The sequence below is a fragment of the Staphylococcus microti genome (genome assembly GCF_000934465.1).
Taxonomy (GTDB): domain Bacteria; phylum Bacillota; class Bacilli; order Staphylococcales; family Staphylococcaceae; genus Staphylococcus; species Staphylococcus microti.
Genome location: NZ_JXWY01000042.1, coordinates 90,536 through 116,984, shown reverse-complemented (window position 1 = coordinate 116,984; position 26,449 = coordinate 90,536). Strand labels below are relative to the sequence as shown.

The window sequence follows — 26,449 nt, the reverse complement described above, 5'->3', positions numbered from 1 at the left end:
GAGGTCACACCTGTTCCCATGCCGAACACAGAAGTTAAGCTCTTTAGCGCCGATGGTAGTCGGACTTACGTTCCGCAAGAGTAGGACGGTGCCAGGTAATTCAACGAGAGAGGTCGTTATGACTTCTCTTTTTTTGCGTTTTAAGAGAAGTTTTTAGATTCTAGTCAGCCAAGCATGGACTGTATTGCATTTTATTTATACACATCCTGTATTGAAATTTTAGTGAGATTAAAATTTCAATAGGGGGAGAAATCAAATTTACTAAATGATTATACTATTACTGCTCTCCGAAAAGATGGCTAGCAAAGATAAAATGATAAAATACATTTTCACTTCAAACACTTGGCACGAAACAACGATGCTTCTTGCTAAAATGCATATGATGCATACACTGTATTACATCCAACATTGTAAAAACCGATAGATTCCAATATAATCATATTAAAGAGACGACCACTCAGGGTAGTCATTAAACCATAAACTAGAGTAATAAGAGACGGCCACTCGGGGCAGTCATTAAACAGTAAACTAGAGCATAATGAAAAAGGGGCGTTGTTTACGTCTCTTTTTTGTATTGTAGACCATCAAATAAAAAGACTGACAGCAATAGGCATCTTCCTACTGTTGTCAGTTTCTTTCATTACCACTAAATTAAGAGTGAATAGAGCATTTTGTTTTCGTTGATATAGATGTTTTTAGGATCGAATGTATCAACATTACGAATCAGTTGTTGCAAGTCTTGATGGTTTTGTAACTGAATACCGATGATAACTGTACCTGTATTTTGAGAACTTTTCTTTAAGTATTCAAATTTTGTAATGTCATCGTGTGGTCCGAGTACGTCATTTACAAATTGACGTAATGCGCCTGGACGTTGTGGGAAGTTCAAAATGAAGTAATGTTTCATTTCTTCATACAGTAAAGAACGTTCTTCAATTTCTTTCATACGGTTAATGTCATTGTTCCCACCGCTAATAATACAGACGACGTTTTTGCCTTTAATTTGGTCGCGATATTGTTCTAAGGCGCTAATGCTTAATGCGCCAGCGGGTTCTGCGACGATGGCTTGTTTAGAGTACATGTCGAGAATTGTGGAACAGACCGCACCTTCATCAATTTGGACATAATCTGATAAAAGGCGATTACAAATATTAAACGTAATTTCACCAACACGTGCGACGGATGCGCCGTCAACGAATTTGTCGATATTCGGTAGTGTGACGACTTGTTGTTGTTGGACTGCGGCGTGCATACTGCTTGCGCCTAATGGTTCGACCCCGACGAGTTTCGTTTGTGGGGCGTGTTCGGCAAAGTATGTGGCTACGCCGGACATCAAACCGCCGCCGCCAATAGCACCAAATAAATAATCAAATGAAATGGCTTCTTGTTCAGCTGACACTAAAATTTCTTTCGCAAGTGTGCCTTGACCGGCAATGGTATGTACGTTGTTAAATGGATCAATAAACGTCATGTCATGTGCCTTTGTATATGCCAATGCTTCTTTTAAACAATCGTCAAATGTGTCGCCAACGAGTTTGATTTCAACATTGTTGCCGCCGAAAAATTGGACTTGGCTCACTTTTTGATTTGGTGTTGTCACTGGCATAAAGATGACAGAGTGTAAGTCTAATTGACGTGCGGTAAATGCGACACCTTGTGCATGGTTACCTGCGCTTGCACACGTAATGCCTTGTGCCTGCTGCTCTTCTGGTAAGACGGAAATAGCGTTGTAAGCACCTCTCAATTTGAAAGAGCGTACCCACTGCAAGTCTTCACGTTTCAAGTAGACGTTACAGTCATATTTCATTGATAAGTAATGATCTTTCTCTAATGGTGTTTGTTTGACGGTTTGTTGTATGCGTAAAAATGCCTCATCGACATCTTTCGCAGTAACGGTTTGTGTTTTTACAGTCATATCTTTCACTCCTTAGTGTTGTTGTTCATATTCAGTTATTGCTGATTCATATTGTAAAGTGATCGCAATGTCGTCTAAGCCATTAACGAGCTTATGTTTCCACGTTTCATCAATATCAAAGTTGAATGATTCGTGTGCTGTTTTAATTTGTTGGTTCGGTAAATCAATCGTGAGTTCTGTCTCTTGTGCCAGACGCTCACGTGTTGCTTGATCCAGTGCGATAGGGAGTAGTGCATTTTTCGTACAGTTCATATAAAAAATATCACTGAAGCTCCCTGCGATAATCACTTGAAAACCGTAATCTTTTAACGCCCATGCGGCATGTTCACGACTTGAGCCACAGCCAAAGTTTTCGCCTGTAATCAAGATAGTTGCGCCTTTGGCTTCCGGTTGATTCAACGCAAAGTCAGGGTTATCTGAGCCATCTTCTAAATAGCGCCATTCGTCAAACAGGAACGGTCCAAAGCCTAGTTTTGAGATACGTTTCAAATGGACTTTCGGAATAATTTGATCGGTATCAATATTGTTGTGAAATAAAGTAACCACTTTTCCTGTATATTCTGTAATTGGTTTTACTTCCATTATGCGTGCACCACCTTTCTAACATCTACAAAATGACCGTGTATTGCTGCTGCGGCTGCCATAGCAGGTGATACAAGGTGTGTGCGTGCGCCTTTACCTTGACGACCTTCAAAGTTACGGTTGCTCGTTGATGCACAGTGGACACCAGCAGGGACTTGGTCTGGATTCATACCGAGACACATGCTACAACCGGGTTCACGCCATTCAAATCCCGCGTCTTTAAATACTTGATCTAGTCCGAGTGCTTCTGCTTGTTGTTTCACTTGTCTTGAACCTGGCACGACAATGGCTGTAATGTTTTCGTGGACACGTTGACCTTTGACAAACTTGCTCGCTTCAATTAAATCAGATAGGCGTGCATTTGTACATGAGCCTAGGAATACATAACCAAGTGGTATATCCGCTGCAGTTTGTCCTGGTTGTAAGCCCATATAATCATAGGCACGTGCATCATTGCTGTTTTCAATCGTAGGGAATGGTGTTGAGAAGTTTACACCCATTTCCGGACTTGTGCCCCATGTCACTTGTGGTTCGAGTTCTGTCACATCAAGTGTAATCACTTTGTCAAAAACAGCGTCGTCATCGCTATAAAGTGCTTCCCATGCTGATTTTTTCTCTTCAAGGTTTCCTGCATATGGGCGACCAGCGATGTAGTCAAATGTTGTGTTATCTGGACGCATTAAGCCGTATTTTGCCCCAGCTTCAATCGCCATATTACAAATTGTCATCCGTGCTTCCATAGATAAGCTGGCAATTGTTTCGCCGGCAAATTCAATTGCATAGCCTGTACCAAAGTTTACGCCATGTTGGTTAATTAAATGTAAAATAATGTCTTTCGCATAAACGCCTTTAGGCAATTCGCCTGTAATATCAACTTTTAAGTTTTTCGGTTTCGTTTGCCAAAGTGTTTGTGTTGCGAAGACGTGTTCTACTTCACTCGTTCCGATACCGAATGCGATGGCACCAAAAGCACCATGTGTTGCTGTATGTGAGTCGCCACATACAATTGTTTTACCTGGTTGTGTCAATCCTGTTTCAGGTCCGACCATGTGAACGATCCCTTGTTCGTCTGAGCCCATATCAAAGAGGGTCACACCAAATTCATCACAGTTTTTTTGTAACGCTTGAATTTGTTTGTTCGCAATTTCATCTTTAATGTTAAAAATATCAACTGTTGGGACGTTATGATCGAGTGTACCAAACGTCAAATCAGGTCGGCGTAATGGGCGCTTTTGTAATCGCAATCCTTCAAATGCTTGTGGAGAAGTGACTTCATGAATTAAATGTAAATCAATGTATAACAGTTGTGGTTCTCCTGCTTGTCCTGTAATGACGTGGTTGTCCCAAATTTTATCGAATAGTGTACGTCCCATTTTTATACCTCCTTGATACGTGTTTGTAGTGCTTCAAAAATATCGGTTGTTGTTGCGTTACCGCCTAAATCAGGTGTTGTGATTTGTTGTGCAATCAACGAATATACGGCGTTTTCTAACCATGTTGCCATATCGTCACGTTGTGCTGAAATACGTAAACACATGGCAAGGGATAGCAGCATGCCGAATGGATTGGCTTTGTTTTGACCTGCAATGTCGGGTGCTGAGCCGTGAATCGGTTCATAAAGTGCGGGGCCTGATTCGCTGAAACTTGCAGACGGAGACAGTCCAAGTGACCCTGGTAGCATAGATGCTTCGTCGCTTAAAATATCGCCGAATAAGTTTTCAGTAACGATGACATCAAAGTCAGTAGGGCGTTTGAGCAAGTGCATGCTACAAGCGTCTACAAGTAAATGTTCAACCGTTACATCAGGATATTGTTCAGCAATACGATTGACCGTTTGTCTCCATAGCTTACTAGAAGCTAAGACGTTTTCTTTATCAACGGATGTCAACTTTTGACGTCGTTGCTGTGCGAGTTGAAATGCTTCATGCACGAGACGTTCGATTTCATGTGTCGTATATGTCAACGTGTCAACTGCTTCATTATTGTTCCAGTGGCTTGGTTGACCGAAATAAATGCCACTCGTCAATTCACGCACGATGACTAAGTCAGTTTGTGCAACGATGTCCGCTTTCAATGGCGATAGGTTGACGGTATGCTCACTGACACGTGTTGGCCGAATATTGGCAAATAACCCGAGTGATTTACGCAATTGCAATAAACCGTGTTCGGGGCGATTATTCGGATCTTGCCATTTAGGACCACCAATTGCTGCTAACAAAACCGCATCCGCTTGTTGACAGGCCTCTAAAGTCGTTTCAGGTAGGGGATGCCCCGTTGCATCAATCGCACTCCCGCCCATAAGATATTCTGTAACGTCATAATCAAAGTTGAATTTTTTGGATAAATCAGCGAGAACATCAAGTGTTCCCTCCATAATTTCAGGTCCAATACCGTCACCCGGTAAAGTTACGATATGAAAGGTCATTCTGTTTCACCTTCTTTATTGTTAGGTGCAGCAGCTAATTGTGAAGCAGCTTCTACATACGCTTTGCATGAGGCATACAAAATATCATGGTCAAAGCCGACACCAGTGACTTGTTTGTCATCTAGTTGTAAGCTGACGTGTACTTCTGCTTGTGCATCACGGCCTTCTGTAACAGCGTCAATACGATAGTCAATAAGTTCAGGCTGACATTGTAAAATACGATCAACGGCATTATAAATGGCAATAATAGAACCTGTGCCAATGCTGCTATCTTGATACGTATTGCCTGCTTGATCTTTTAAGACGACGACAGCACTTTGAAGGCCTTTTGAAACGAATTGTAATTGTAATGAATCCAATTGATATGCAGCGTGTTTTTCATGTTCTGAACCTTGAATCAATGCATGGATATCACGATCTGTGACATGTTTTTTCTTATCAGCAATGCCTTTAAATGCTTTGAAAAGTCCTTTTTGTGTTTCAGCATCAATGTCATAACCGAGTTGTTTCAGCTTATCTTGGAACGCATGTCTGCCAGATAGCTTACCGAGTGGCAGTTCTGTATTTTTAACGCCGACAAGTTGTGGCGTCATAATTTCATACGTTTCTGGATTCTTCAAGAAACCGTCTTGGTGAATACCTGATTCGTGACTAAATGCGTTTTTCCCAACAATCGCTTTATTACGTGGCACACGTAGTCCTGCATAGCGTGCGATCAAATCCGATGTTTGTTTTGTCGCATCTAGCTGAAGATTCGTCTGAATACCATAGTGATCTTGACGGACGTAAAGACCAAGTGCGACTTCTTCTAATGCGGTATTGCCGGCACGTTCGCCGATACCGTTGACGGTTCCTTCAATACGTGTCGCACCATTTTCAATCGCTGCCATACTATTTGCGACTGCTAGGCCGAGGTCATCGTGACAGTGGGCGCTATACGTAATCGGATGGGGCGCTTTTATTTCATCAATGAGTGTTCTGAAAATCTGACCATATTCTTGAGGATACGTGTAGCCGACTGTATCTGGGATATTGATAACTGTCGCACCAGCATCAACAGCAGCTTGGACACTTTGGATAAGAAATGGTAATGGTGTACGTGTTGCATCTTCAGGTGAGAACTGTACGATGTCAAAACGTTCTTTTGCATAACGTACATGTTTGTCGATGGAATCTAAAACTTCTTGTTCTGTCATATTGAGTTTAGATGTTAAGTGGATAGGGCTCGTTGCGATAAAGACGTGTATGGATGGAGAGACAGCGTCTTTTGTTGCTTCGTATACCGCATCGATATCTGATTTCAAGCAACGTGCGAGTCCTGTGACGGTTGTGCGTTTTAAATGACGTGCAATCGCTTGGACGGATTGGAAACTTCCTTCACTTGAAGCGGGGAATCCAGCTTCAATCACATCAACGCCCCATTGTTCTAACTGAGTTGCAATTTTAAGGCGTTCATCAAATGAAAAACTGACGCCTGGTGTTTGTTCACCATCTCGTAGTGTCGTATCAAAAATTTGAATATGGCTAGACATTTTAAACAGCTCCTTATAATAACTTGAATTTGTGTGAGTAAGCGGTCAGGGGGAGCGGGACAGAAAGTTCATTTTTACAAAAAGCTTTCGCCGTCCCACCCCGGCAAGGGTGTATCGAGGTTGTGAGCAAAGCGTTTAGGATTCGAGCAGAACCCGAGCGATGAGCAAAATTGCTTTCTAATTTTGCCGAATTGCGAAGTTCTGCCGAGAATACTGCTTTGCGAACACTGACAATAGAAGTGAAACAAGTTTGTTAAAACGCAGTTTCACTTCAGACACCTACTGCCAATTAGTGCTTTTCCTTATGTCCCCAACGCTCACTTTATTTTATTTAGAAATACGTTTTGATTTGATAAATGGCATCATTTCACGTAATGTTTGACCAACGTCTGTGATCGCATGGTCTTGTTGTGCAGCGCGCATTTCTTTAAATGATGCGAAACCATTTTTATTATCTTCAATGAAACGATTGCTGAATGTACCATCTTGGATATCTTTCAATACAGCTTTCATATTTTCTTTTGTTTCTTCAGTGATGACACGTGGGCCTGAAACATAATCGCCAAACTCTGCTGTATTTGAGATAGAGTAACGCATATTTTCAAGACCGCCTTCGTACATAAGGTCTACGATTAATTTCATTTCATGTAATACTTCAAAGTACGCAATTTCTGGTTGATAGCCAGCTTCTACTAACACTTCAAAACCACTTTGGATCAGACGTGTGACACCACCACATAATACAGCTTGTTCACCGAATAAATCAGTTTCTGTTTCTTCTTTATACGTTGTTTCTAACACACCCGCACGCGTTGCACCGATGCCTTTAGAGTAGCTTAATGCAAGATCACGTGCATGACCTGTCGCATCTTGTTCTACGGCGAATAATGCAGGAACAGCAGAACCTTCAACAAATGTACGGCGCACAAGGTGACCAGGGCCTTTCGGTGCGACTAAAAATACGTCAACATCGCTTGGTGGTTGGATAACATTGAAATGAATGTTGAAACCGTGTGCGAACGCTAAGGCATTGCCAGCTTCTAAGTTTGGTGCGATTTCGTTTTCATACACGTCGCCTTGAATTTCATCAGGTAATAATACCATTACGACGTCGGCTTGTTTCACCGCTTCTGCTACTGTAAATACGTCAAAACCATCTTCTTTCGCTTGATCGAATGAACGACCAGGGCGAATACCAACAACGACATCATAACCGTTATCTTTTAAGTTTTGTGCATGGGCATGACCTTGTGAACCATAACCTACGATTGCGACTTTTTTACCTTGTAATACATCTTGTTCTACTGAATTGTCATAATATACTTGTGCCATAAAAACATTCCTCCATTATTTATTACTTAATTTTTTTATTTTAAATTAGACGATAGCGGCAGTGCCGGTACGAGAGATTTGTTGAATACCAAAAGCAGTTAAGTCTTCAAGCAATTGATCTAACGTATCTTGCGGTCCGACAGCTTGTAAATATAATGTGCTGTCGTCTTCTTTTAAAAGCGTTACTTGTGATTGATAGTCATTTAATACATGTGTGAATTGTGTGTGATTTTCAGGTTGATTGAGCTTGATAAGTAACAATTCACTGTTAAATGTGTTGGTATCTGTAATATCTTCAACCGTGAGTGTGTTTACTTGCTTTTTCAACTGTTGAATAATCGTGCGTAAAACTTGATCGTCTGGTACTTCAGCGACGAACGTAATTTCAGTGACGCCAGCTTCCAAAGTTGGACCCGCTGTGATATTAACAATGTTGAATTGACGTCTTACGAAAGTGCTCGTTAAACGATTGAGTGTACCGGCTTTATCGAATACTGTTAATTTGAATGTACGTCTCATTCTAATCCCTCCATTTCATGGTTTGCTTTGCCACTTGGAACCATTGGTAATACAGGTTCTGTAGGGGAGATGCGAATGTCGATTAAAGCAGGTCCCTTATAACTAAATGCCGCATCAAGTGTCACTTCTAAGTCATTTGCGTTTGAGATGACAAAACTTTTAACACCATACGCTTCTGACATTTTGGCAAAATCAGGTTGATTGTTAAAAATCGAATGTGAAAAACGTTTGTCGAAAAACTTATCTTGCCATTGTTTTACCATACCGAGTGTGCCGTTATTGATGAGTACGATTTTGATGTCTAAGTTGTACTCGTTCAGCAACGCCATCTCTTGGTTCGTCATTTGGAAACCACCATCTCCGACAAAAGCAACGACTGTCTGATCTGGTTTAGCAAATTTGGCACCGATGGCAGCTGGAATACCGAAGCCCATCGTGCCAAGGCCACCGCTTGTGATAAGCTGACCGTGCGTTTTAAATGGATAAAATTGTGCTACCCACATTTGATGCTGACCCACATCCGTTGCAACGAATGCATCGCCATGTGTCAGTTTGCCGATATATTCAATTGCACGTTGTGGTTTACTAAACGCAACGTCATCTGTTTCACGGTATGAAAATGGATGTTTCGCTTTGTATTGTGCCACTTCATCCAACCATGCTTGGTGTTCACCATACGTATCGTCAAAGGCAAGTAATTGTTCAAGTACTTCTTTTACATCGGCGACAATACCTAAATCTGTACGAATAATTTTGTTAATTTCAGATGGGTCGATGTCAACATGAACGACTTTGGCATTCGGTGCAAATGCATCCGGTTTACTTGCGAGACGATCATCAAAACGTGATCCTAAGTTAATTAATAAATCACATTCAGTTAATGCCATATTGCTGGCGTAAGAGCCGTGCATACCACCCATGCCTAAAAATAGAGGGTTTTCATATGGTACAGCACCTAAGCCGTGTAACGTTGTAACAACAGGCACTTGATGACGTGTCACAAAACGTTGAAGTAAGTCATTCGCCTGTGCAAAGTTAACGCCTGCACCAGCAAGGACGAGCGGTTTTTGTGACGCACGTAATGCTTCACGTAATTGCTGGATATCTTCAGCAGCTGGTGTCGATGTGACTTGATAGCCAGGTGTGCTGACTGTTGCATCATTCGGTGTGGCAGTTGTCAGTGTGCCCATATCTTTTGGGAAGTCAATGACAACAGGGCCTTTACGACCAGAGTTAGCAACGTGGAACGCTTCTTTAATAATTTTAGGAATTTCATTAACATCACGTACTTGATAGTTGTGTTTCGTAATCGGTGTGGTAATTGATAAAATATCCGCTTCTTGGAACGCATCTTTTCCGATACCTGGAGAGGCAACTTGTCCGGTAAAGACGACGAGTGGTAAAGAGTCACTATACGCATCCGCAATACCTGTGATTGCATTTGTTGCCCCTGGACCACTTGTTACAACAACAACGCCTGGTTTACCACTCACACGTGCATAACCTTCAGCTGCGTGTGTGGCACCTTGTTCGTGTCGATAAAGAATATGTTTTGGGCCTTTTTCATCATAAAAGGTATCGTAGAGTGGTAAAACGGCACCGCCCGGATAACCGAAAATATATTCCACATTTTCTTCTATTAATGCATCGACTAATAACTCTGATCCCGTTTTAAAAGTCGTTGATGTAGGTGCTGTTTCTTGTTCTTGATCGGTTGTGTTTACTTGTGTCATAAAAATCTGCCTCCATTTCCTTGCTCGGATTTATAATAAATCTTCAGGTACTTTCATAACGCCTCCTGTATTAGCACTTGTTACCAGTGCTGTGTAGCGTGCCAAGTAACCTGTTTTGACTTTTGCTTTAAATGACGCTTGTGACGCCTTACGTGTCGCTAAAGTCGCTTCATCAACATGTAAATCGAGTGTACGTGCTGTTAAGTCGATTGTAATTTCATCGCCATCTTCAATCAGACCAATTGGGCCACCAGATGCAGCTTCAGGAGAAATGTGACCCACTGCGATACCACGTGTGGCACCTGAGAAACGTCCATCTGTAATTAAAGCAACATCTTTACCTAAACCGCGACCTACGATAGAAGAGGTAGGGGCTAACATCTCTGGCATACCTGGTCCGCCTTTAGGACCTTCATAGCGGATAACAACGACATGACCTGCCTTAACAGTATGGTTATCAATTGCTTCAACCGCTTCATCGTGGCTATCGAAACAAATCGCTTTACCGGTAAATGTTTTAATACTTGGATCAACACCACCGACTTTGATGACAGCTCCGTCTGGTGCGATGTTACCGTATAAGATTGAAAGACCACCTTCTTTGTCGTAAGGGTTGTCCAGCTTACGGATAACAACATCATTCGTAATTTCTTTGCCTTCATTGTTTTCGCGTAATGTTTTACCTGTGACCGTGATGCGATCTGGGTGTAAGACACCTTCTTTTTTCATCAGTTCGTTGATAATTGCTGGTACACCACCTGCTTCATGGACATCTTGCATAGAATATGAAGAACTCGGTGCAATTTTCGAAAGGTAAGGTGTTTTCTTCGCAATATCATTGATACGAGATAAGTCGTAATCAATACCGGCTTCTTGTGCGATCGCTAGTGTATGTAACACAGTGTTTGTAGAACCACCCATCGCCATATCTAATGCAAACGCATCGTCAATCGCTTCTTTCGTCACAATGTCACGTGGTTTAATATCGTGATTCACATTGTAAACAAGTTGTTTCGCAGCTTGACGAATCATTTCACGACGTTCGTCACTGACGGCTAAGGCAGTCCCGTTATATGGTAAAGCGAGACCGAGTACTTCCATTAAGCAGTTCATTGAGTTTGCGGTGAACATACCTGAACATGACCCACAAGTCGGGCAAGCATTTTGTTCCATTTCTAAAAATTCGTCTTTAGACATCGTGCCTTCTTTAAAAGCGCCGACTGCTTCAAACATAGATGAGAGTGTTAATGCTTTCCCTTGTGAAGAGAGACCTGCTTTCATTGGGCCACCAGAACAAAATACTGCTGGGACATTCGTTCTCATCGCTGCAAGCATCATGCCCGGTGTGATTTTGTCACAGTTCGGAATGTAGAATACACCGTCGAACCAGTGGGCATTGATGACTGTTTCAGCTGCATCGGCAATGATTTCACGGCTCGGTAATGAATAGCGCATGCCGATATGTCCCATTGCGATACCATCATCGACGCCAATTGTATTGAACTCGAATGGGATGCCGCCCGCTTCACGAATTGCTTCTTTGGCAATATCGCCAAGCTCACGTAAATGGACGTGGCCGGGAACAATATCAATATATGAGTTACAAATTGCGATAAATGGTTTGTTCATATCTGTGGGTGATTTAATTTGTCCTGTTGCATGTAATAAACTTCTGGCAGGTGCTTGGTGATCACCTTTTTTGATCATGTCACTTCTCATGTTTGTTGCCTCCTTGGTTGTTTACGGAAAATAAAAAATACGCCCCAATTTGAATTGGGACGTATTATGGAAAGTCCCATTCAACTAGAAATAGGACTTAAGCAATTTTAGTAAAAAGTTCTTACTAAAGCTCCAGTCCTGGGCGTAATAATAAAATAATGATATTAAGTTGTTGGTTAGGGAATGAATACTTGGTCATCATATTTTTACGCTCCTTAATAAGTTGAATGGTTTGTTTCTCAAATAAGCTGTTGCTAATTAAATGAATTATCTGAAAAAAGGATAAACTTAATTTAACGCATCCACATAAATAAGTCAACAGTAATTTTAAAATTTTCTGAAAAATAATGAATCGTGTTCTAAAAAGATACATATAAAGTGCGCGTGTTATATTGCTAATCAGTTTTTCAAAAACATGAAGACCTGCTTGTTAATTTTGGGGCATTAGCATTAGACACAAGTATTCCCAATTCTCCAAAGGACGAAAATTTGATACAATAGATAGGAAAATCGAGTCAGGAGTGCACATAATGAAAAAGATTCATAGTTTAGCGGATATGGAAACATTTGCACAGCAACTTGCAGGGCACCTTGAAGCGGGTGATGTGTTGTTGTTAGACGGAGATCTCGGCGCAGGCAAAACGACGTTCAGCCAATTTTTAGGGCGTGCCTTAGGGGTCACACGGACGATTAGTTCACCAACGTTTAATATTATTAAGTCGTATAAAGGATCGACATTATACTTCCATCATATGGATTGTTATCGCTTAGAAGACTCAGAAGAAGATTTAGGCTTTGATGAGTATTTTAATGATGAAGCGGTAACGGTTATTGAATGGAGTCAGTTTATTGCTGATTACTTACCAGAAACGTATTTAAAAATTACGATTAAGGTGATAAGTGAAACAGAACGTGCATTACAATTAGAAGCACAAGGTGCACATTTTGAAAAGATAAAGGAGGCACTCGAACATGTATAGCTTGTTGATCGATAGTTCGAATCAGCCATTAGCCGTTGCACTTATGAAAAACGAGCGAGTTTTAGCTACGTACACGTCAGCGATGAAAGAAAATCATTCTGTTCAATTAATGCCACAAATTGTGTCGCTAATGGAAACCGCGAGTATCACACCACAAGATTTGACAAACATCGTGGTTGCGCAAGGGCCAGGTTCTTATACAGGTTTACGTATCGGCGTCACAACAGCTAAAACTTTAGCCTATACACTTGGGATTAATTTATATGGTGTATCATCATTAAAAGCACTTGCTGCGGTGTTGCCTTACAGTGATCGTTTAATCGTGCCAATTATGAACGCTCGTCGTGAACACGTGTATGCGGGTGCCTATCAATGGCGAGATGGGCAATTAGTCCAAGTGATTGACGACCAATATATGGCATTGTCAGATTTAATAGACAGAGTCAAAAATCAAGCAAATGTATTGTTCGTTGGCGAAGATGTCCGCCAATTTGAAGCGCAGTTACAAAACTTTGATGTGTTACCATTATTGCCGCGTGCTGAAGCGATGTGGCAACATAAAGGCGAACCACAAAATATCCATACATTTAGTCCGCAATATTTAAAATTATCGGAGGCAGAACAAAATTGGTTGAACCAGCAGAACTCAAAGACCAACTAAATATTCGTCGCATGGTCAAAGAAGATGTCCCTGCAATCTTTGATATAGAGCGCGTCAGTTTTCAACAAAGTTCGTGGACGATTGATGCGTTTTATCATGAATTGGAACAAAATAATTTTGCACACTATTTTGTGATGACATACGACGAGAAAATTATCGGCTATATTGGTCTTTGGATTGTCGTGGACCAAGCACAAATTACCACAGTAGCAGTAGCGCCTGAATATCGTGGTTATGGGCTTGGACAATTGTTGCTCAACTATGCCAAAAACTTTGCGTCAACAATCGCAACGATGATGAGTTTAGAAGTGCGAGAAAACAATCATGTCGCACAGCATGTTTATCAAAAAATGGGCTTTGAATTTGGTGGCAAACGTAAAAATTATTATGGTGATGGAGAGGATGCATACGTCATGTGGGTGAATTTAGATGACTAAACAAACATTAATTTTAGCAATAGAAACAAGCTGTGATGAAACAAGCGTGAGCGTCGTTGCTGACGGGCAGTACATTTTAAGCAACAGCGTCTTAAGTCAAATCGACAGTCACAAACGCTTCGGTGGCGTTGTACCTGAAGTAGCAAGTCGTCATCATGTCGAAAATATGACTTTGATGATAGAAGATGCTTTGCAAACAGCACAAGTCACAATGAATGAGATAGACGCCATTGCAGTAACGCAAGGACCCGGTTTAATTGGTGCGCTATTAGTCGGTGTGAATGCAGCAAAAGCATTGGCATTTGCACATAATAAACCATTGATTCCAGTCCATCATATTGCTGGGCATATTTATGCGAACCAATTGGATAATGGTCTAATTTTCCCGTTAATGGCACTCATCGTATCAGGTGGTCATACAGAACTCGTTTTGATGCGTGATCATTTAGACTTTGAACTGATTGGTGAAACACGTGATGATGCAGTTGGAGAAGCATATGACAAAGTTGCACGTACGATTGGTTTACCTTATCCGGGTGGACCACACGTTGATCGATTAGCTGCACAAGGGACGGATAGTTATGACTTTCCGCGTGTATGGTTAGAGCCGGATAGCTTTGACTTTAGTTTTAGTGGGTTGAAAAGTGCGGTTATTAATAAATTGCATAACTTGAAACAAAAAGGGGAAGCGCCTATACCAGAGAATGTTGCAGCAAGCTTCCAAAACAGCGTAGTCGAAGTGTTAGTAGGGAAAGCAATCCGTGCATGTGAACAGTATGGTGTGAAGCAATTGGTTGTTGCTGGCGGCGTGGCAAGTAATCGTGGGCTACGAGCAGAACTCGAACGTGCGACACAAGCACACGACATTATGTTGTCCATTCCAGAACCAAAGTTATGTACTGATAATGCTGCAATGATCGGTGCTGTCGCTTATCATTTATACGAAAAAGGTATCACAGCAAATATGACATTAAACGGTAAAAGCAATATTTTTTTAGAAACTGTATAAATTTGAAAACACCTTAACATTGTTTAGAAAATCGCGTTAAGGTGTTTTATTTTTGGTTGAAATGTGAAGCAATTAAGTGCTTTGTAAACGCCATAGATGATAATAGGCTTGTTGTTTTTTTATCAATGATTTATGATTTCCATTTTCTGCAATTTTACCGTCTTTAAGAACGTATATCATATCAGCATTTTTGATTGTTGATAATTTATGTGATATAACGATAGCTGTTTTTTCTTCCTCCTGTATTAAAGCATCTAAATGATTCATTATTTTATTTTCTGTAGCACTATCTAAAGCACTTGTTGCTTCATCAAAAATAAAAATACTAGGGTTCTTCAAAAATGTTCTTGCTATTGATAGTCTTTGTGCTTGCCCACCAGATAAATTGGCACCGCCTTTTTCTAGCATTGTCTGTAACTGATTAGGTAACTGATTGATAAAATCCCAAGACTCAGACAGTTGACAAGCCTGTATAATTTCCTTTTCCGTTCGATGCTTATTAATACCATTTTTTAAGTTATTGCGGATAGTATCAGCAAATAGAAATGTGTCTTGTGAGACATAACCAATCTCTTTTCTTAGTTCTGATATGTTAATCTCTTTGATATTTTGTTGATCAATTAGAATTTCTCCTGCATTAGTATCATAATATCTTGCTAATAGTTTACCTATTGTACTTTTCCCACTACCACTTTCACCTACAATAGCAATTTTTTGACCTTTTTTAATTTCTAAATTGATATTTTTTAAAGTCGTTTTTCTAAATCCATATTGAAAAGAAATATTTTTCATATTGATAGATTTTTTGAAGTGATAGGGCAAAGAATTTGTATAGAGATTCTCTTCTCTATCTAAGTCTGTAATTTCAGCGATACGTCTTGCTGCAACAAATGATGCTTGTAGAGAAGGTTGAATATTAATCAGTCTTTCGAGAGGTCCCAAATAATAAACAGTTAACACATTGAAAGCTAAGAGGCTTCCTAAAGACATTTTATTTTGTATTACTAAGAATCCACCCAACCATAAAATAATTACACTTATAAAAAGCTTCAAAAAATTATTATAAGTGAGTTGTATATTAGAAAAATGTCCTAGTTTTAGCAAATTTCCGATGAGTTGATTAAATTTATTCACACCCTTATTATAAATTTCATTTTCTGACTGAAAACTTTTAATTGTTTGATTCCCTTCAAAAGATTCTATTAAGTATGAACTTAATTCTGCTTCATTTTCCGATGATTTTTGATTATAACGTTCAAAAGGTTTTTTAAGTGCATAAGATCCAATTATAAATAGCGGAATAAAAAAGACAGTGACAGACAGAAGTATAGGACTTTGTAGATATAGCAAAATACCACCTATAATCATCATCAAGCTATCGACTATTAGTGTAACTGTTGATGAAGAAAGTACTTCACGAATTTTTGAAATGTCCATAAATCTCTGCAGAATTTCACCGCTTTTACGAGTGTCAAAAAAGCTGGTAGGCAAATGTATAACATGGTAGAAATAATCTTTCATTAAATTTATATCTATCTTTAAACTGAGTTTTAAAATCAATTGATACCTTATATACATAACAATTGTATTGATGATGTAAATGAATAATATCGCTAAACCGAATATATGAAGACTATTAACGAGATTAGAAGGAATGATATGATCAGTTAAATTTTTAAAAAATAGAGCACCAAGTATACCTACAATATTAATAACGATGGAAAAAAGTACAATGACTAGTAAATTGATATAATTTTGTTTGAAAATATTAATGAAGATAGTCGAATAAGATGGTGCATCATTATTAGTTTTAAAATCGTCACGTTTCTCTGCTAAAACAACAATATTCGTCCATATATTTCTAAATTCATTCTCTGTTAGACGGTATCTTCCTTTTCCTGGATCAACGATATATAGTTTATTTTTTTTAATCTTTTCAATCACAACAAAGTGTTCGTATCCTTGTTGATTTATGATATGAGCGATTATAGGTGAATTTACCTTTTTTAATTCTGAGAATGTATCTACACGCATACCCGTTAGTTCAATACCAATTTTTTCTGCAGCATGTATTAATCCATAGATATTAGTTCCCAGTTTGTCAGTTTTAGCCCAATCTCTTAACTTAGGGATAGAGACTCTTTTCCCAAAATATTGAGAAATCATTGCTAAACATGTAGGACCACAATCTTTTTCATCATATTGTTCAATATATTTTAATTTTTTCATAGATTACTCCTATTTGTTATGTAAAATTGAATAATAGCGGAAAAGGATTAACTTTCCCACTATTACTTTTATGTTGTTACTTTTTAGTTTTAGGGTTGTATGGAATGCGCTTTGGTGCAGGTACATAATAGTCATGAATAATTTTGCCTAAGTCTCTAAAGAAATCGCCACCATTAATCTTTTTTAGTTCAGATGTGTTCAATTTTTTCATAATTAAAACCTCCAATATTTTTTGTGAGTTATCCGTTTGCTATCCCATCAGCGAGGCTTCTTACACCACCAGCTACTTTGCCTGCAATTCTACCAGCCCAGCCATTTTTATTAGTGTCACCTTGCCATTCGTCTAAACCTTCTGTGTAGCCTACTCTCATATCAGAAAGACCATCTTTAACATTGCCCCAAGTATCGCCGCCATTAATACCTTTTAATTCTGTTACGTTTAACTGTTTCATAACTGATTCCTCCAATGTTTTTGTTTTTTCAAACTATCCATTTGCAAAATCAACAACAATAGGTCAAATCTTACTAGTGAATTTTAGTATTTTAACCTAATCATTGAAGAGCACCTCCTTTGAAATGAGGTCACTTTTATTATTGTGCAAAAATATTAAGGAGGTATTAATTTATCCTTAAGTAAACTTAAAGAATGATTTTCAAGCAATTCAAAGTATTGACGAGGGGAAAATCTAAGGTAATATGTGAATTAATTATTTAAAATTAAATAGTTATTTGAATAATTAAGACGGATTTTTTGAGTATATTTCCGTGTCTATAATTAAATATATTTCAAAGAATAGAATAAATTACTTTGCCAAACTGTGATAAGTAATATAGAAAGCATTATAAAACATTAATGTAAGCGCTTTACTTTTGTTATAGCGTTTGATAAAATGACATTAAACATGTATACTTTTTATATACAAGGAGATGAACTATGGAAGCCATTTTCAATTTTTTAGGCTCGATTTTTAGTTCAATTGCATCTGCATTGTGGAAACGAAATGAAGAATCAGAAGATGAGAAACAGCTCAAATAGGCTGTAATAGTTAAAAATATAAGAGTTGAAATGCTTGAGAAGAAAACAAGTTTTTAACTCTTTTTTATATGCCTCTAGTATTCTTAAAAAATTATTAATATAAAATTAATAATATAAAGAAACTCCAATTTAATAATACTCCCAACTTAATATAATCAATAAAATACAGAGAATTTTAATAGTATTAAGTATTCGCTTAAATCCCTTAATAAAATAAGTTAAAACAACTATATAAACACATTTAAATAATTAAAAACAATTAAATGTTGTAAAAGATTGTTATTTTTGTAATGTTTGCCAATAAAAGACATTTAACGCTCTTTTCGACAATTAGTAATTATTTTATTACAATAATAATATTGTGCTAGATTAAATGCCTAATTAGAATAATAGATATTTCCAAATAATTTAAAATCTATTGAATTGAAGGTGTGAAAAATGAAATCTAGCAAGGGAAATAGCAAGCGTTTGGACTTTTTACCAAACATTCAAAACAAGTACTCCATTCGAAAGTTCACTGTAGGGACGGCATCCATTTTAGTAGGGGCGACATTAGTATTTGGTGTTAATAATGACGCACATGCAGAGGAAATGCCTTCACAACTGAATCCAACTGAAAGCACCGTAGCCACTACAGCCGATGAACCTTCTAGTCAAAATCAATCAGTGACAACAGAGACACCTACTTCACAACCAACTTCAGAACAGACAAACAACGAAACAACAATTGAAGAAAATACATCAGCAGTAGAAGAGAACACAAATCATGTAGACACACCAGCTAGTACTGACAATGAAAATGTAACTAAAGAAACACAACCTCAACAAGAAGCGAATACAACACAAGCTGAGCCTCCGAAAGAAAACGCAACCTCTCAAGAAACTGAAACTTCACAAGCAATAGACAAAACACAAGCAACAGAAGCACCTAAAGAAACAACACAATTCAAATCAACACCAGGAACAACTACTGCACAGTTAGGATCAATTTCTGAAGCGGATATTGATAGTCTTGAAGCACCAAAAACATTCGTTGATTTATATAACACATCTGCTAACCGCGAAGAATTAGTCCGCAACTTATTAGGAGACACATATGGTGAAGCGGATGTAGAAAACATTTTAAAGAATGTCAACGTAGACTATAATAATGCGTCAGCTGAAGAAGCTTTCAAAGCAGTCATTTATGCAGGCTTACAACATGCGAAAGATCAACAATCTATTTTCACATCTTATGCAATTATCAATGGTAAAGAAGCAGAAACGTTAGATGAATTTGAAGAAGCCATTTATTTAGATCCAAATAAAGGTTTAACTGCGAAAGGCACAGGAAAAACAGCGGTTAGTCAAAAACCAACAAACTATACAGTAACGGCAGTACCAAACCGTGCCAATAATACAGTAGATTTTACAGTGAACTGGAAAGTAGATAAAACAGCTACTGAATCAGGACATGAAGCGGACATTGGTGGATTGAAATTTGGTACCGGTTTCAACGTACCATCATCAATTACAGGTACGGCAATTGTAACAGGTGGTAAAACAACACAACAAACTAATAGAGTATTAGCTCCTGCGACGAGAACAAGTTACCCAGAAGGTTACGCATTAATTTCACCAATTGCGATTAATAAACAGCAATTACAGAATAACGGTGATATTACATACAAATTCAGTATCCCTGTTAAAGACTGGAATGGTGATTTGAGCTTTAACGGGCAAGTGATGATGTATACATCTGGTAATAACAATTATGATCCAGCAACATTTGATAACTACTACTATGAAACAGGTTTATTTATTGGTGATAACCATCCTGAAAATCACTTAGTAACGAAAGATGACGCGTCAGAAGTAGAAAATATTCCATTCCAAACGGACTATACAATTAGTAAAGATATTCCATTAGGCGAACAAAAAGTCGTTAAAGAAGGTAAAGATGGTAAACGTGGTAAGTTATATACTGTTATTAGTTTTAACGGTAAAGAAGTCGGACGTGTTTTAAAAGATACGTATGATGAAGCACCAACAAACAGAGTTGTAGCACTAGGTATTGGTGGTATGAATGATTCAAATATTGAAGGACCAATTGCGCCGGTTTTAGAACCACAATTATCAGGCTCTAAAGTAATCAGCGGTGAAACAAGTCCAAATGCGCAAGTTGAAATTAAAGTTGGCGATAAAACTTATACAACTCAAGCAGATGAAACAGGTCGTTTCACGACAACATTACCAGACTATACATTACAACAAGGCGACATCGTTACAGCGACATCAACAGTTGATGGCAAAACAAGTCAACCAGGAAAAGTCATTGTCCCTAGAGATGGGCGTACACCATCAATTAAAACAGATGTGCAACGTGGCGTAGATGATTCAAACAATCCAGGTAGCTGGGTTACAATCACTAATGAAGAAACAGGCGAACAAATTAGTCGATTCTTTGTGCCAGATGGTGCAGCAGGTAAAGATGGACAATCTGTCACAATCACGAACGACTATGTAGATCCAAAAACAGGCGACACGGTTATCAAATTTAGTGACGGTCGTACAATTAGAATCCCTAAAGGCGAAAAAGGTGAAAGTGGAGAAAATGGTGTTGATGGTCAAGATGGTCAATCTATCACTATTACAAGCACTTCAGTAGACCCTGATGGCAATACAATTGTCCGCTTCAGCGATGGTACAGAAATTAAAATTCCAGCAGGTCAAAAAGGCGAACAAGGTGAAGCAGGTCCACAAGGAGAAAAAGGCGAATCTATTCGTGTTGATCACACAGATGTAGATCCAGAAACAGGCGACACAACAGTTACATTCACAGATGGTTCAACTGTTAAAATTCCAGCTGGTAAAGACGGCAAAGACGGTCAGTCTATTGGTATTAAAGAAATTGTACCGTTAGAGAATGGCGATCAACGTGTTGTATTCACAGATGGTAAAGAAATGGTTATCCCTAAAGGTGCACAAGGCGAAAAAGGGGATAAAGGTGAAGATGGCACATCTATTACAATTGAGAAAACAGAAACATTAGAGAATGGTGATACGAAAGTAACATTCTCAGATGGTTCATCGATCACAATTCCAAAAGGCCAAGACGGTGCGAATGGTCAAGACGGACAATCCATCACAATTAAAAATACAGAAACATTAGAGAATGGGGATACAAAAGTAACGTTCTCAGATGGCACATCTATTACAATTCCAAAAGGTAAAGATGGTGCGAATGGTCAAGATGGAAAAGACGGTACATCAATCACAATTGAAAACACAGAAACATTAGAGAATGGCGACACGAAAGTAACATTCTCAGATGGTTCATCGATCACAATTCCAAAAGGTAAAGATGGTGTGAATGGTCAAGATGGACAATCAATTACAATTGATAAAACAGAAACGTTAGAGAATGGGGATACAAAAGTAACGTTCTCAGATGGTTCGTCTATCACAATTCCAAAAGGTGAAAAAGGCGACAAAGGAGAAGACGGAAAAGACGGCGCATCGATTACAATTGAAAGTATTACACCAAATGAAGATGGCTCAACAACAATCGAATTCTCAGACGGTAAAACAATGGACGTCCCAGCCGGAAAAGACGGTGAGTCTATCACAATTAAAGAAACAAAAGTAGATCCAGAAACAGGAGATACAACAGTTGTCTTTAGTGATGGCAAAGAAATTGTCATTCCAAAAGGTAAAGATGGTGTGAATGGTCAAGATGGACAATCTATCACAGTTAAGAACACAGAAACATTAGAGAATGGCGACACGAAAGTAACATTCTCAGACGGTTCATCTATCACGATTCCAAAAGGCGAAAAAGGCGACAAAGGTGAAGATGGTACGTCAATTACAATTGATAAAACAGAAACCTTAGACAACGGAGATACAAAAGTAACATTCTCAGATGGTTCATCAATCACAATTCCAAAAGGTGAAGATGGCGTTGATGGTCAAGACGGACAATCAATTACAATTGATAAAACAGAAACACTTGAAAATGGAGATACAAAAGTAACATTCTCAGATGGATCGTCAATCACGATTCCAAAAGGTGAAAAAGGCGACAAAGGTGAAGATGGTCAAGACGGCACATCTATCACAATTGAAAGCATTACACCGAATGAAGATGGTTCGACAACAATCGAATTCTCAGACGGTAAAACAATGGACGTCCCAGCAGGCAAAGACGGAGAGTCAATAACAATTAAAGAAACAAAAGTAGATCCAGAAACAGGAGATACAACAGTTGTCTTTAGTGATGGCAAAGAAATCGTGATTCCAAAAGGACAAGATGGTGCGAATGGTCAAGATGGACAATCCATCACAGTTGATAAAACAGAAACATTAGAGAATGGCGACACGAAAGTAACATTCTCAGACGGTTCATCTATCACGATTCCAAAAGGCGAAAAAGGCGACAAAGGTGAAGATGGTACGTCAATTACAATTGATAAAACAGAAACGTTAGACAACGGAGATACAAAAGTAACATTCTCAGATGGTTCATCAATCACAATTCCAAAAGGTGAAGATGGCGTTGATGGTCAAGACGGACAATCAATTACAGTTGATAAAACAGAAACATTAGAGAATGGGGATACAAAAGTAACATTCTCAGATGGATCGTCAATCACGATTCCAAAAGGTGAAAAAGGCGACAAAGGTGAAGATGGTCAAGACGGCACATCTATCACAATTGAAAGCATTACACCGAATGAAGATGGTTCGACAACAATCGAATTCTCAGACGGTAAAACAATTGATGTGCCAGCCGGCAAAGATGGCGAGTCAATTACAATTAAAGAAACGAAAGTAGATCCAGAAACAGGAGATACAACAATTGTCTTTAGTGATGGCAAAGAAATCGTCATTCCAAAAGGCAAAGATGGTGCGAATGGTCAAGACGGACAATCTATCACAGTTGATAAAACAGAAACATTAGAGAATGGGGATACAAAAGTAACATTCTCAGACGGTTCGTCAATCACGATTCCAAAAGGCGAAAAAGGTGACAAAGGAGAAGACGGCCAGTCGATTACAGTTGATAAAACAGAAACACTTGAAAACGGAGATACGAAAGTAACATTCTCAGATGGTTCGTCAATCACAATACCAAAAGGTAAAGATGGTGTTGATGGTCAAGACGGAAAAGATGGTGCATCTATTACAATCGAAAGCATTACACCAAATGAAGATGGTTCAACAACAATCGAATTCTCAGACGGTAAAACAATTGATGTGCCAGCCGGCAAAGATGGCGAGTCAATTACAATCAAAGAAACGAAAGTAGATCCAGAAACAGGAGATACAACAGTTGTCTTCAGTGATGGCAAAGAAATCGTTATTCCAAAAGGACAAGACGGTCAAGATGGACAATCAATCACAGTTGATAAAACAGAAACACTTGAAAACGGAGATACAAAAGTAACATTCTCAGATGGATCATCTATCACGATTCCAAAAGGTAAAGACGGTGTTGACGGTCAAGACGGAAAAGATGGAGCATCGATTACAATTGAAAGCATTACACCAAATGAAGATGGCTCAACAACAATTGAATTTTCAGATGGCAAAACAATGGACGTCCCAGCAGGAAAAGATGGCGAGTCAGTTACAATTAAAGAAACGAAAGTAGATCCAGAAACAGGAGATACAACAATTGTCTTCAGTGATGGTAAAGAAATCGTCATTCCAAAAGGAGAAAAAGGCGATAAAGGTGAAGACGGTCAAGATGGAAAAGATGGAAAAGATGGAGCATCGATTACAATCGAAAGCATTACACCAAATGAAGATGGCTCAACAACAATTGAATTTTCAGATGGTAAAACACTTGATGTACCAGCAGGAAAAGACGGAGAGTCAATTACAATTAAAGAAACGAAAGTAGATCCGGAAACAGGAGATACAACAATCATCTTCAGTGATGGTAAAGATATCGTCATTCCAAAAGGAGAAAAAGGCGACAAAGGTGAAGATGGTCAAGATGGAAAAGATGGAGCATCAATCACAATTGAAAGCATTACACCGAATGAAGATGGTTCGACAACAATTGAATTCTCAGATGGTAAAACAATTGATGTGCCAGCAGGAAAAGATGGCGAGTCAATAACAATCAAAGAAACGAAAGTAGATCCAGAAACAGGAGATACAACAGTTGTCTTCAGTGATGGCAAAGAAATCGTGATTCCAAAAGGTAAAGATGGCGTTGATGGTCAAGACGGTCAGTCAATTACAGTTGAGAAAACTGAGACATTAGAGAATGGCGATACGAAAGTAACATTCTCAGACGGTTCTTCAGTTACAATTCCAAAAGGTAAAGACGGCGTTGATGGTCAAGACGGCCAGTCAATTACAATTGAGAAAACAGAAACATTAGAGAACGGCGATACAAAAGTAACATTCTCGGACGGTTCATCAATTACAATTCCAAAAGGTAAAGATGGACAGGACGGAAAAGACGGAGAATCCGTAACGATTACAGGTCAACGCATAGATAAAGACGGTAACACAGTTATCGAATTTAGCGATGGCAACACAGTGACAGTTCCAAAAGGAAAAGATGGTTCATCAATTACTGTGAAAGAAACATCACAAGATGAAGACGGTAATACAGTAGTTGAATTCAGTGATGGTTCTAAGATCACGATTGAAAAAGGTCGAGATGGTAAAGATGGACAGGATGGAAAAGACGGAGAATCTGTAACGATTACAGGTCAACGCATAGATAAAGACGGTAACACAGTTATCGAATTTAGCGACGGTAATTCAGTCACTGTACCAAAAGGAAAAGACGGCTCATCAATCACAGTAAAAGAAACATCACAAGATGAAGACGGTAATACAGTAGTTGAATTCAGCGATGGTTCTAAGATCACGATTGAAAAAGGTCGAGATGGTCAAGACGGTCAAGACGGAAAAGATGGAAAAGACGGTGAGTCAGTAACAATTACGGGCCAACGCATCGACAAAGATGGCAATACAGTTATCGAATTTAGTGATGGCAACACAGTGACAGTGCCAAAAGGAAAAGATGGTTCATCAATTACTGTGAAAGAAACATCACAAGATGAAGACGGTAATACAGTAGTTGAATTCAGTGATGGTTCTAAGATTACGATTGAAAAAGGTCGAGATGGTAAGGACGGTCAAGATGGTAAAGATGGAGAAACTGGTAATACAACGATTATCAACCACTATGTAGATAATTCAAATAACACAATTATCGTTATCAATGGTGATCGTGAAGTTGTCATTCCTCCAGTAAATGGTGCGCCTATTACAATCAACTATTACTTTATCGATGTGAATGGTAATATCAATATTGTTTGTAAAGATGGCACGATAGTGATTCCGAATAATCCAGATGAGCCAAATACACCAGAAAACCCAGATAAACCTGATTTAGATGGAGATTCCGACGCAGATAGTGACTCAGATGCAGACAGCGATTCAGATGCAGACAGCGATTCAGATGCAGACAGCGATTCAGATGCAGACAGTGACTCAGACGCAGACAGCGACTCAGATGCGGACAGCGACTCAGATGCGGACAGCGATTCAGATGCAGATAGTGACTCAGACGCAGACAGTGACTCAGACGCAGACAGTGATTCAGATGCAGACAGCGATTCAGATGCGGACAGTGACTCAGACAGTGACTCAGACGCAGACAGCGATTCAGATGCGGATAGTGACTCAGATGCAGACAGTGACTCAGACGCAGACAGCGACTCAGATGCAGACAGCGATTCAGATGCAGATAGTGACTCAGATGCAGATAGTGACTCAGACGCAGACAGCGATTCAGATGCAGATAGTGACTCAGATGCAGACAGCGATTCCGACGCAGACAGCGATTCAGATGCAGATAGTGACTCAGATGCAGATAGTGACTCAGACGCAGATAGTGATTCAGATGCAGACAGTGACTCAGATGCGGACAGCGACTCAGATGCAGACAGTGATTCAGATGCGGACAGTGACTCAGACAGTGACTCAGACAGTGACTCAGACGCAGACAGCGATTCAGATGCAGACAGTGACTCAGATGCGGATAGCGACTCCGACGCAAGTGTGAACAATGACGTGACTTCTGACAGCGATTCAGATGTCGATAGTGACTACGACGAAGACAGTCATGCAGATGCAGAGCGTCATGTAGATGGAGATAATCATGCAACTTCTGATAAAGAAGCTAAAGATTTACCAGAAACAGGTAATGGCACTTCAGCTGATCCAACATTATTTGGTGGATTACTTGTAGGCGCAGGTGCAGCAGCGCTATACGGTCGTCGCAAGAAAGAATCTAGTGAAACGAAATAAATGAAGTAGAAGAACTGC

At 39.2% G+C, this 26,449-nt stretch carries 16 protein-coding genes, 1 rRNA gene and 1 pseudogene; 6 read left to right on the top strand and 12 right to left on the bottom strand.

Translation table 11 applies throughout. The features are described 5' to 3' along the window. Positions 1-97, top strand: a 5S ribosomal RNA gene (gene rrf / locus TP70_RS11820); the annotation flags it as partial. 549 nt (positions 98-646) lie between these two features. On the opposite strand, the gene ilvA is transcribed toward rrf, so the two are convergent. The 9 genes from ilvA to ilvD all read right to left on the bottom strand — a co-directional run bounded on the left by ilvA (position 647) and on the right by ilvD (position 11,757). Next, entirely contained in the window at positions 647-1,915 is a 1,269-nt protein-coding gene (gene ilvA, locus TP70_RS07565; protein WP_044360712.1) for a threonine ammonia-lyase IlvA, read from the bottom strand. A gap of 12 nt (positions 1,916-1,927) precedes the next feature. Next, on the bottom strand, positions 1,928-2,497 hold the full coding sequence (gene leuD / locus TP70_RS07560; RefSeq protein ID WP_044360710.1) for a 3-isopropylmalate dehydratase small subunit: 570 nt from the start codon (positions 2,495-2,497) through the stop codon (positions 1,928-1,930). Then, positions 2,497-3,870, bottom strand: a complete 1,374-nt coding sequence (leuC, locus tag TP70_RS07555; protein WP_044360708.1) for a 3-isopropylmalate dehydratase large subunit — start codon at positions 3,868-3,870, stop codon at positions 2,497-2,499. The genes leuD and leuC overlap by 1 nt, the downstream gene beginning before the upstream one ends. Before the next feature lie 2 nt (positions 3,871-3,872). Continuing rightward, complete coding sequence (gene leuB / locus TP70_RS07550) at positions 3,873-4,922, bottom strand: 3-isopropylmalate dehydrogenase (protein ID WP_044360706.1); 1,050 nt, start codon at positions 4,920-4,922, stop codon at positions 3,873-3,875. Continuing rightward, entirely contained in the window at positions 4,919-6,454 is a 1,536-nt protein-coding gene (locus tag TP70_RS07545) for a 2-isopropylmalate synthase (protein ID WP_044360705.1), read from the bottom strand. Before TP70_RS07545 ends, leuB begins: the two co-directional genes overlap by 4 nt. Before the next feature lie 327 nt (positions 6,455-6,781). Further along, entirely contained in the window at positions 6,782-7,786 is a 1,005-nt protein-coding gene (ilvC, locus tag TP70_RS07540; RefSeq protein ID WP_044360704.1) for a ketol-acid reductoisomerase, read from the bottom strand. A gap of 45 nt (positions 7,787-7,831) precedes the next feature. After that, positions 7,832-8,305: an acetolactate synthase small subunit gene (ilvN, locus tag TP70_RS07535; RefSeq protein ID WP_044360703.1), complete on the bottom strand. Its 474-nt coding sequence runs from the start codon at positions 8,303-8,305 to the stop codon at positions 7,832-7,834. Continuing rightward, the gene (gene ilvB, locus TP70_RS07530; protein ID WP_044360702.1) at positions 8,302-10,038 is read right to left on the bottom strand and encodes a biosynthetic-type acetolactate synthase large subunit; all 1,737 of its coding nucleotides are present in this window, start codon (positions 10,036-10,038) and stop codon (positions 8,302-8,304) included. Before ilvB ends, ilvN begins: the two co-directional genes overlap by 4 nt. 30 nt (positions 10,039-10,068) lie before the next feature. After that, a complete protein-coding gene (gene ilvD / locus TP70_RS07525) occupies positions 10,069-11,757 on the bottom strand; it encodes a dihydroxy-acid dehydratase (RefSeq protein ID WP_044360701.1) in 1,689 nt (562 codons plus the stop codon). A 530-nt stretch (positions 11,758-12,287) separates the two neighbouring features. On the opposite strand from ilvD, the gene tsaE reads away from it, so the two are divergent. From tsaE to tsaD, 4 genes are read left to right on the top strand one after another with little or no spacing between them, the layout of a single operon-like run. Beyond that, positions 12,288-12,737, top strand: coding sequence for a tRNA (adenosine(37)-N6)-threonylcarbamoyltransferase complex ATPase subunit type 1 TsaE (gene tsaE / locus TP70_RS07520; protein WP_044360700.1), 450 nt, complete (start codon positions 12,288-12,290; stop codon positions 12,735-12,737). Further along, positions 12,730-13,398, top strand: a complete 669-nt coding sequence (gene tsaB / locus TP70_RS07515; RefSeq protein ID WP_044360699.1) for a tRNA (adenosine(37)-N6)-threonylcarbamoyltransferase complex dimerization subunit type 1 TsaB — start codon at positions 12,730-12,732, stop codon at positions 13,396-13,398. Before tsaE ends, tsaB begins: the two co-directional genes overlap by 8 nt. A gap of 11 nt (positions 13,399-13,409) precedes the next feature. Next, complete coding sequence (gene rimI, locus TP70_RS07510) at positions 13,410-13,835, top strand: ribosomal protein S18-alanine N-acetyltransferase (RefSeq protein WP_044360722.1); 426 nt, start codon at positions 13,410-13,412, stop codon at positions 13,833-13,835. Next, the gene (gene tsaD, locus TP70_RS07505) at positions 13,828-14,844 is read left to right on the top strand and encodes a tRNA (adenosine(37)-N6)-threonylcarbamoyltransferase complex transferase subunit TsaD (RefSeq protein ID WP_044360698.1); all 1,017 of its coding nucleotides are present in this window, start codon (positions 13,828-13,830) and stop codon (positions 14,842-14,844) included. Before rimI ends, tsaD begins: the two co-directional genes overlap by 8 nt. Positions 14,845-14,916: 72 nt before the next feature. Here tsaD and TP70_RS07500 read toward each other — a convergent pair whose 3' ends face one another. The 3 genes from TP70_RS07500 to TP70_RS07495 all read right to left on the bottom strand — a co-directional run bounded on the left by TP70_RS07500 (position 14,917) and on the right by TP70_RS07495 (position 17,525). Next, a complete protein-coding gene (locus TP70_RS07500) occupies positions 14,917-17,073 on the bottom strand; it encodes a peptidase domain-containing ABC transporter (RefSeq protein WP_044360697.1) in 2,157 nt (718 codons plus the stop codon). 76 nt (positions 17,074-17,149) lie between these two features. Further along, positions 17,150-17,284: a bacteriocin gene (locus tag TP70_RS12250; RefSeq protein ID WP_115301254.1), complete on the bottom strand. Its 135-nt coding sequence runs from the start codon at positions 17,282-17,284 to the stop codon at positions 17,150-17,152. Between the two features lie 28 nt (positions 17,285-17,312). Continuing rightward, positions 17,313-17,525: a hypothetical protein gene (locus tag TP70_RS07495; RefSeq protein WP_044360696.1), complete on the bottom strand. Its 213-nt coding sequence runs from the start codon at positions 17,523-17,525 to the stop codon at positions 17,313-17,315. A gap of 1,106 nt (positions 17,526-18,631) precedes the next feature. Here TP70_RS07495 and TP70_RS07490 point away from each other — a divergent pair. After that, positions 18,632-26,431 (top strand): annotated as a pseudogene (locus TP70_RS07490) (LPXTG cell wall anchor domain-containing protein); the annotation flags it as partial. Between the last annotated feature and the right edge of the window lie 18 nt (positions 26,432-26,449).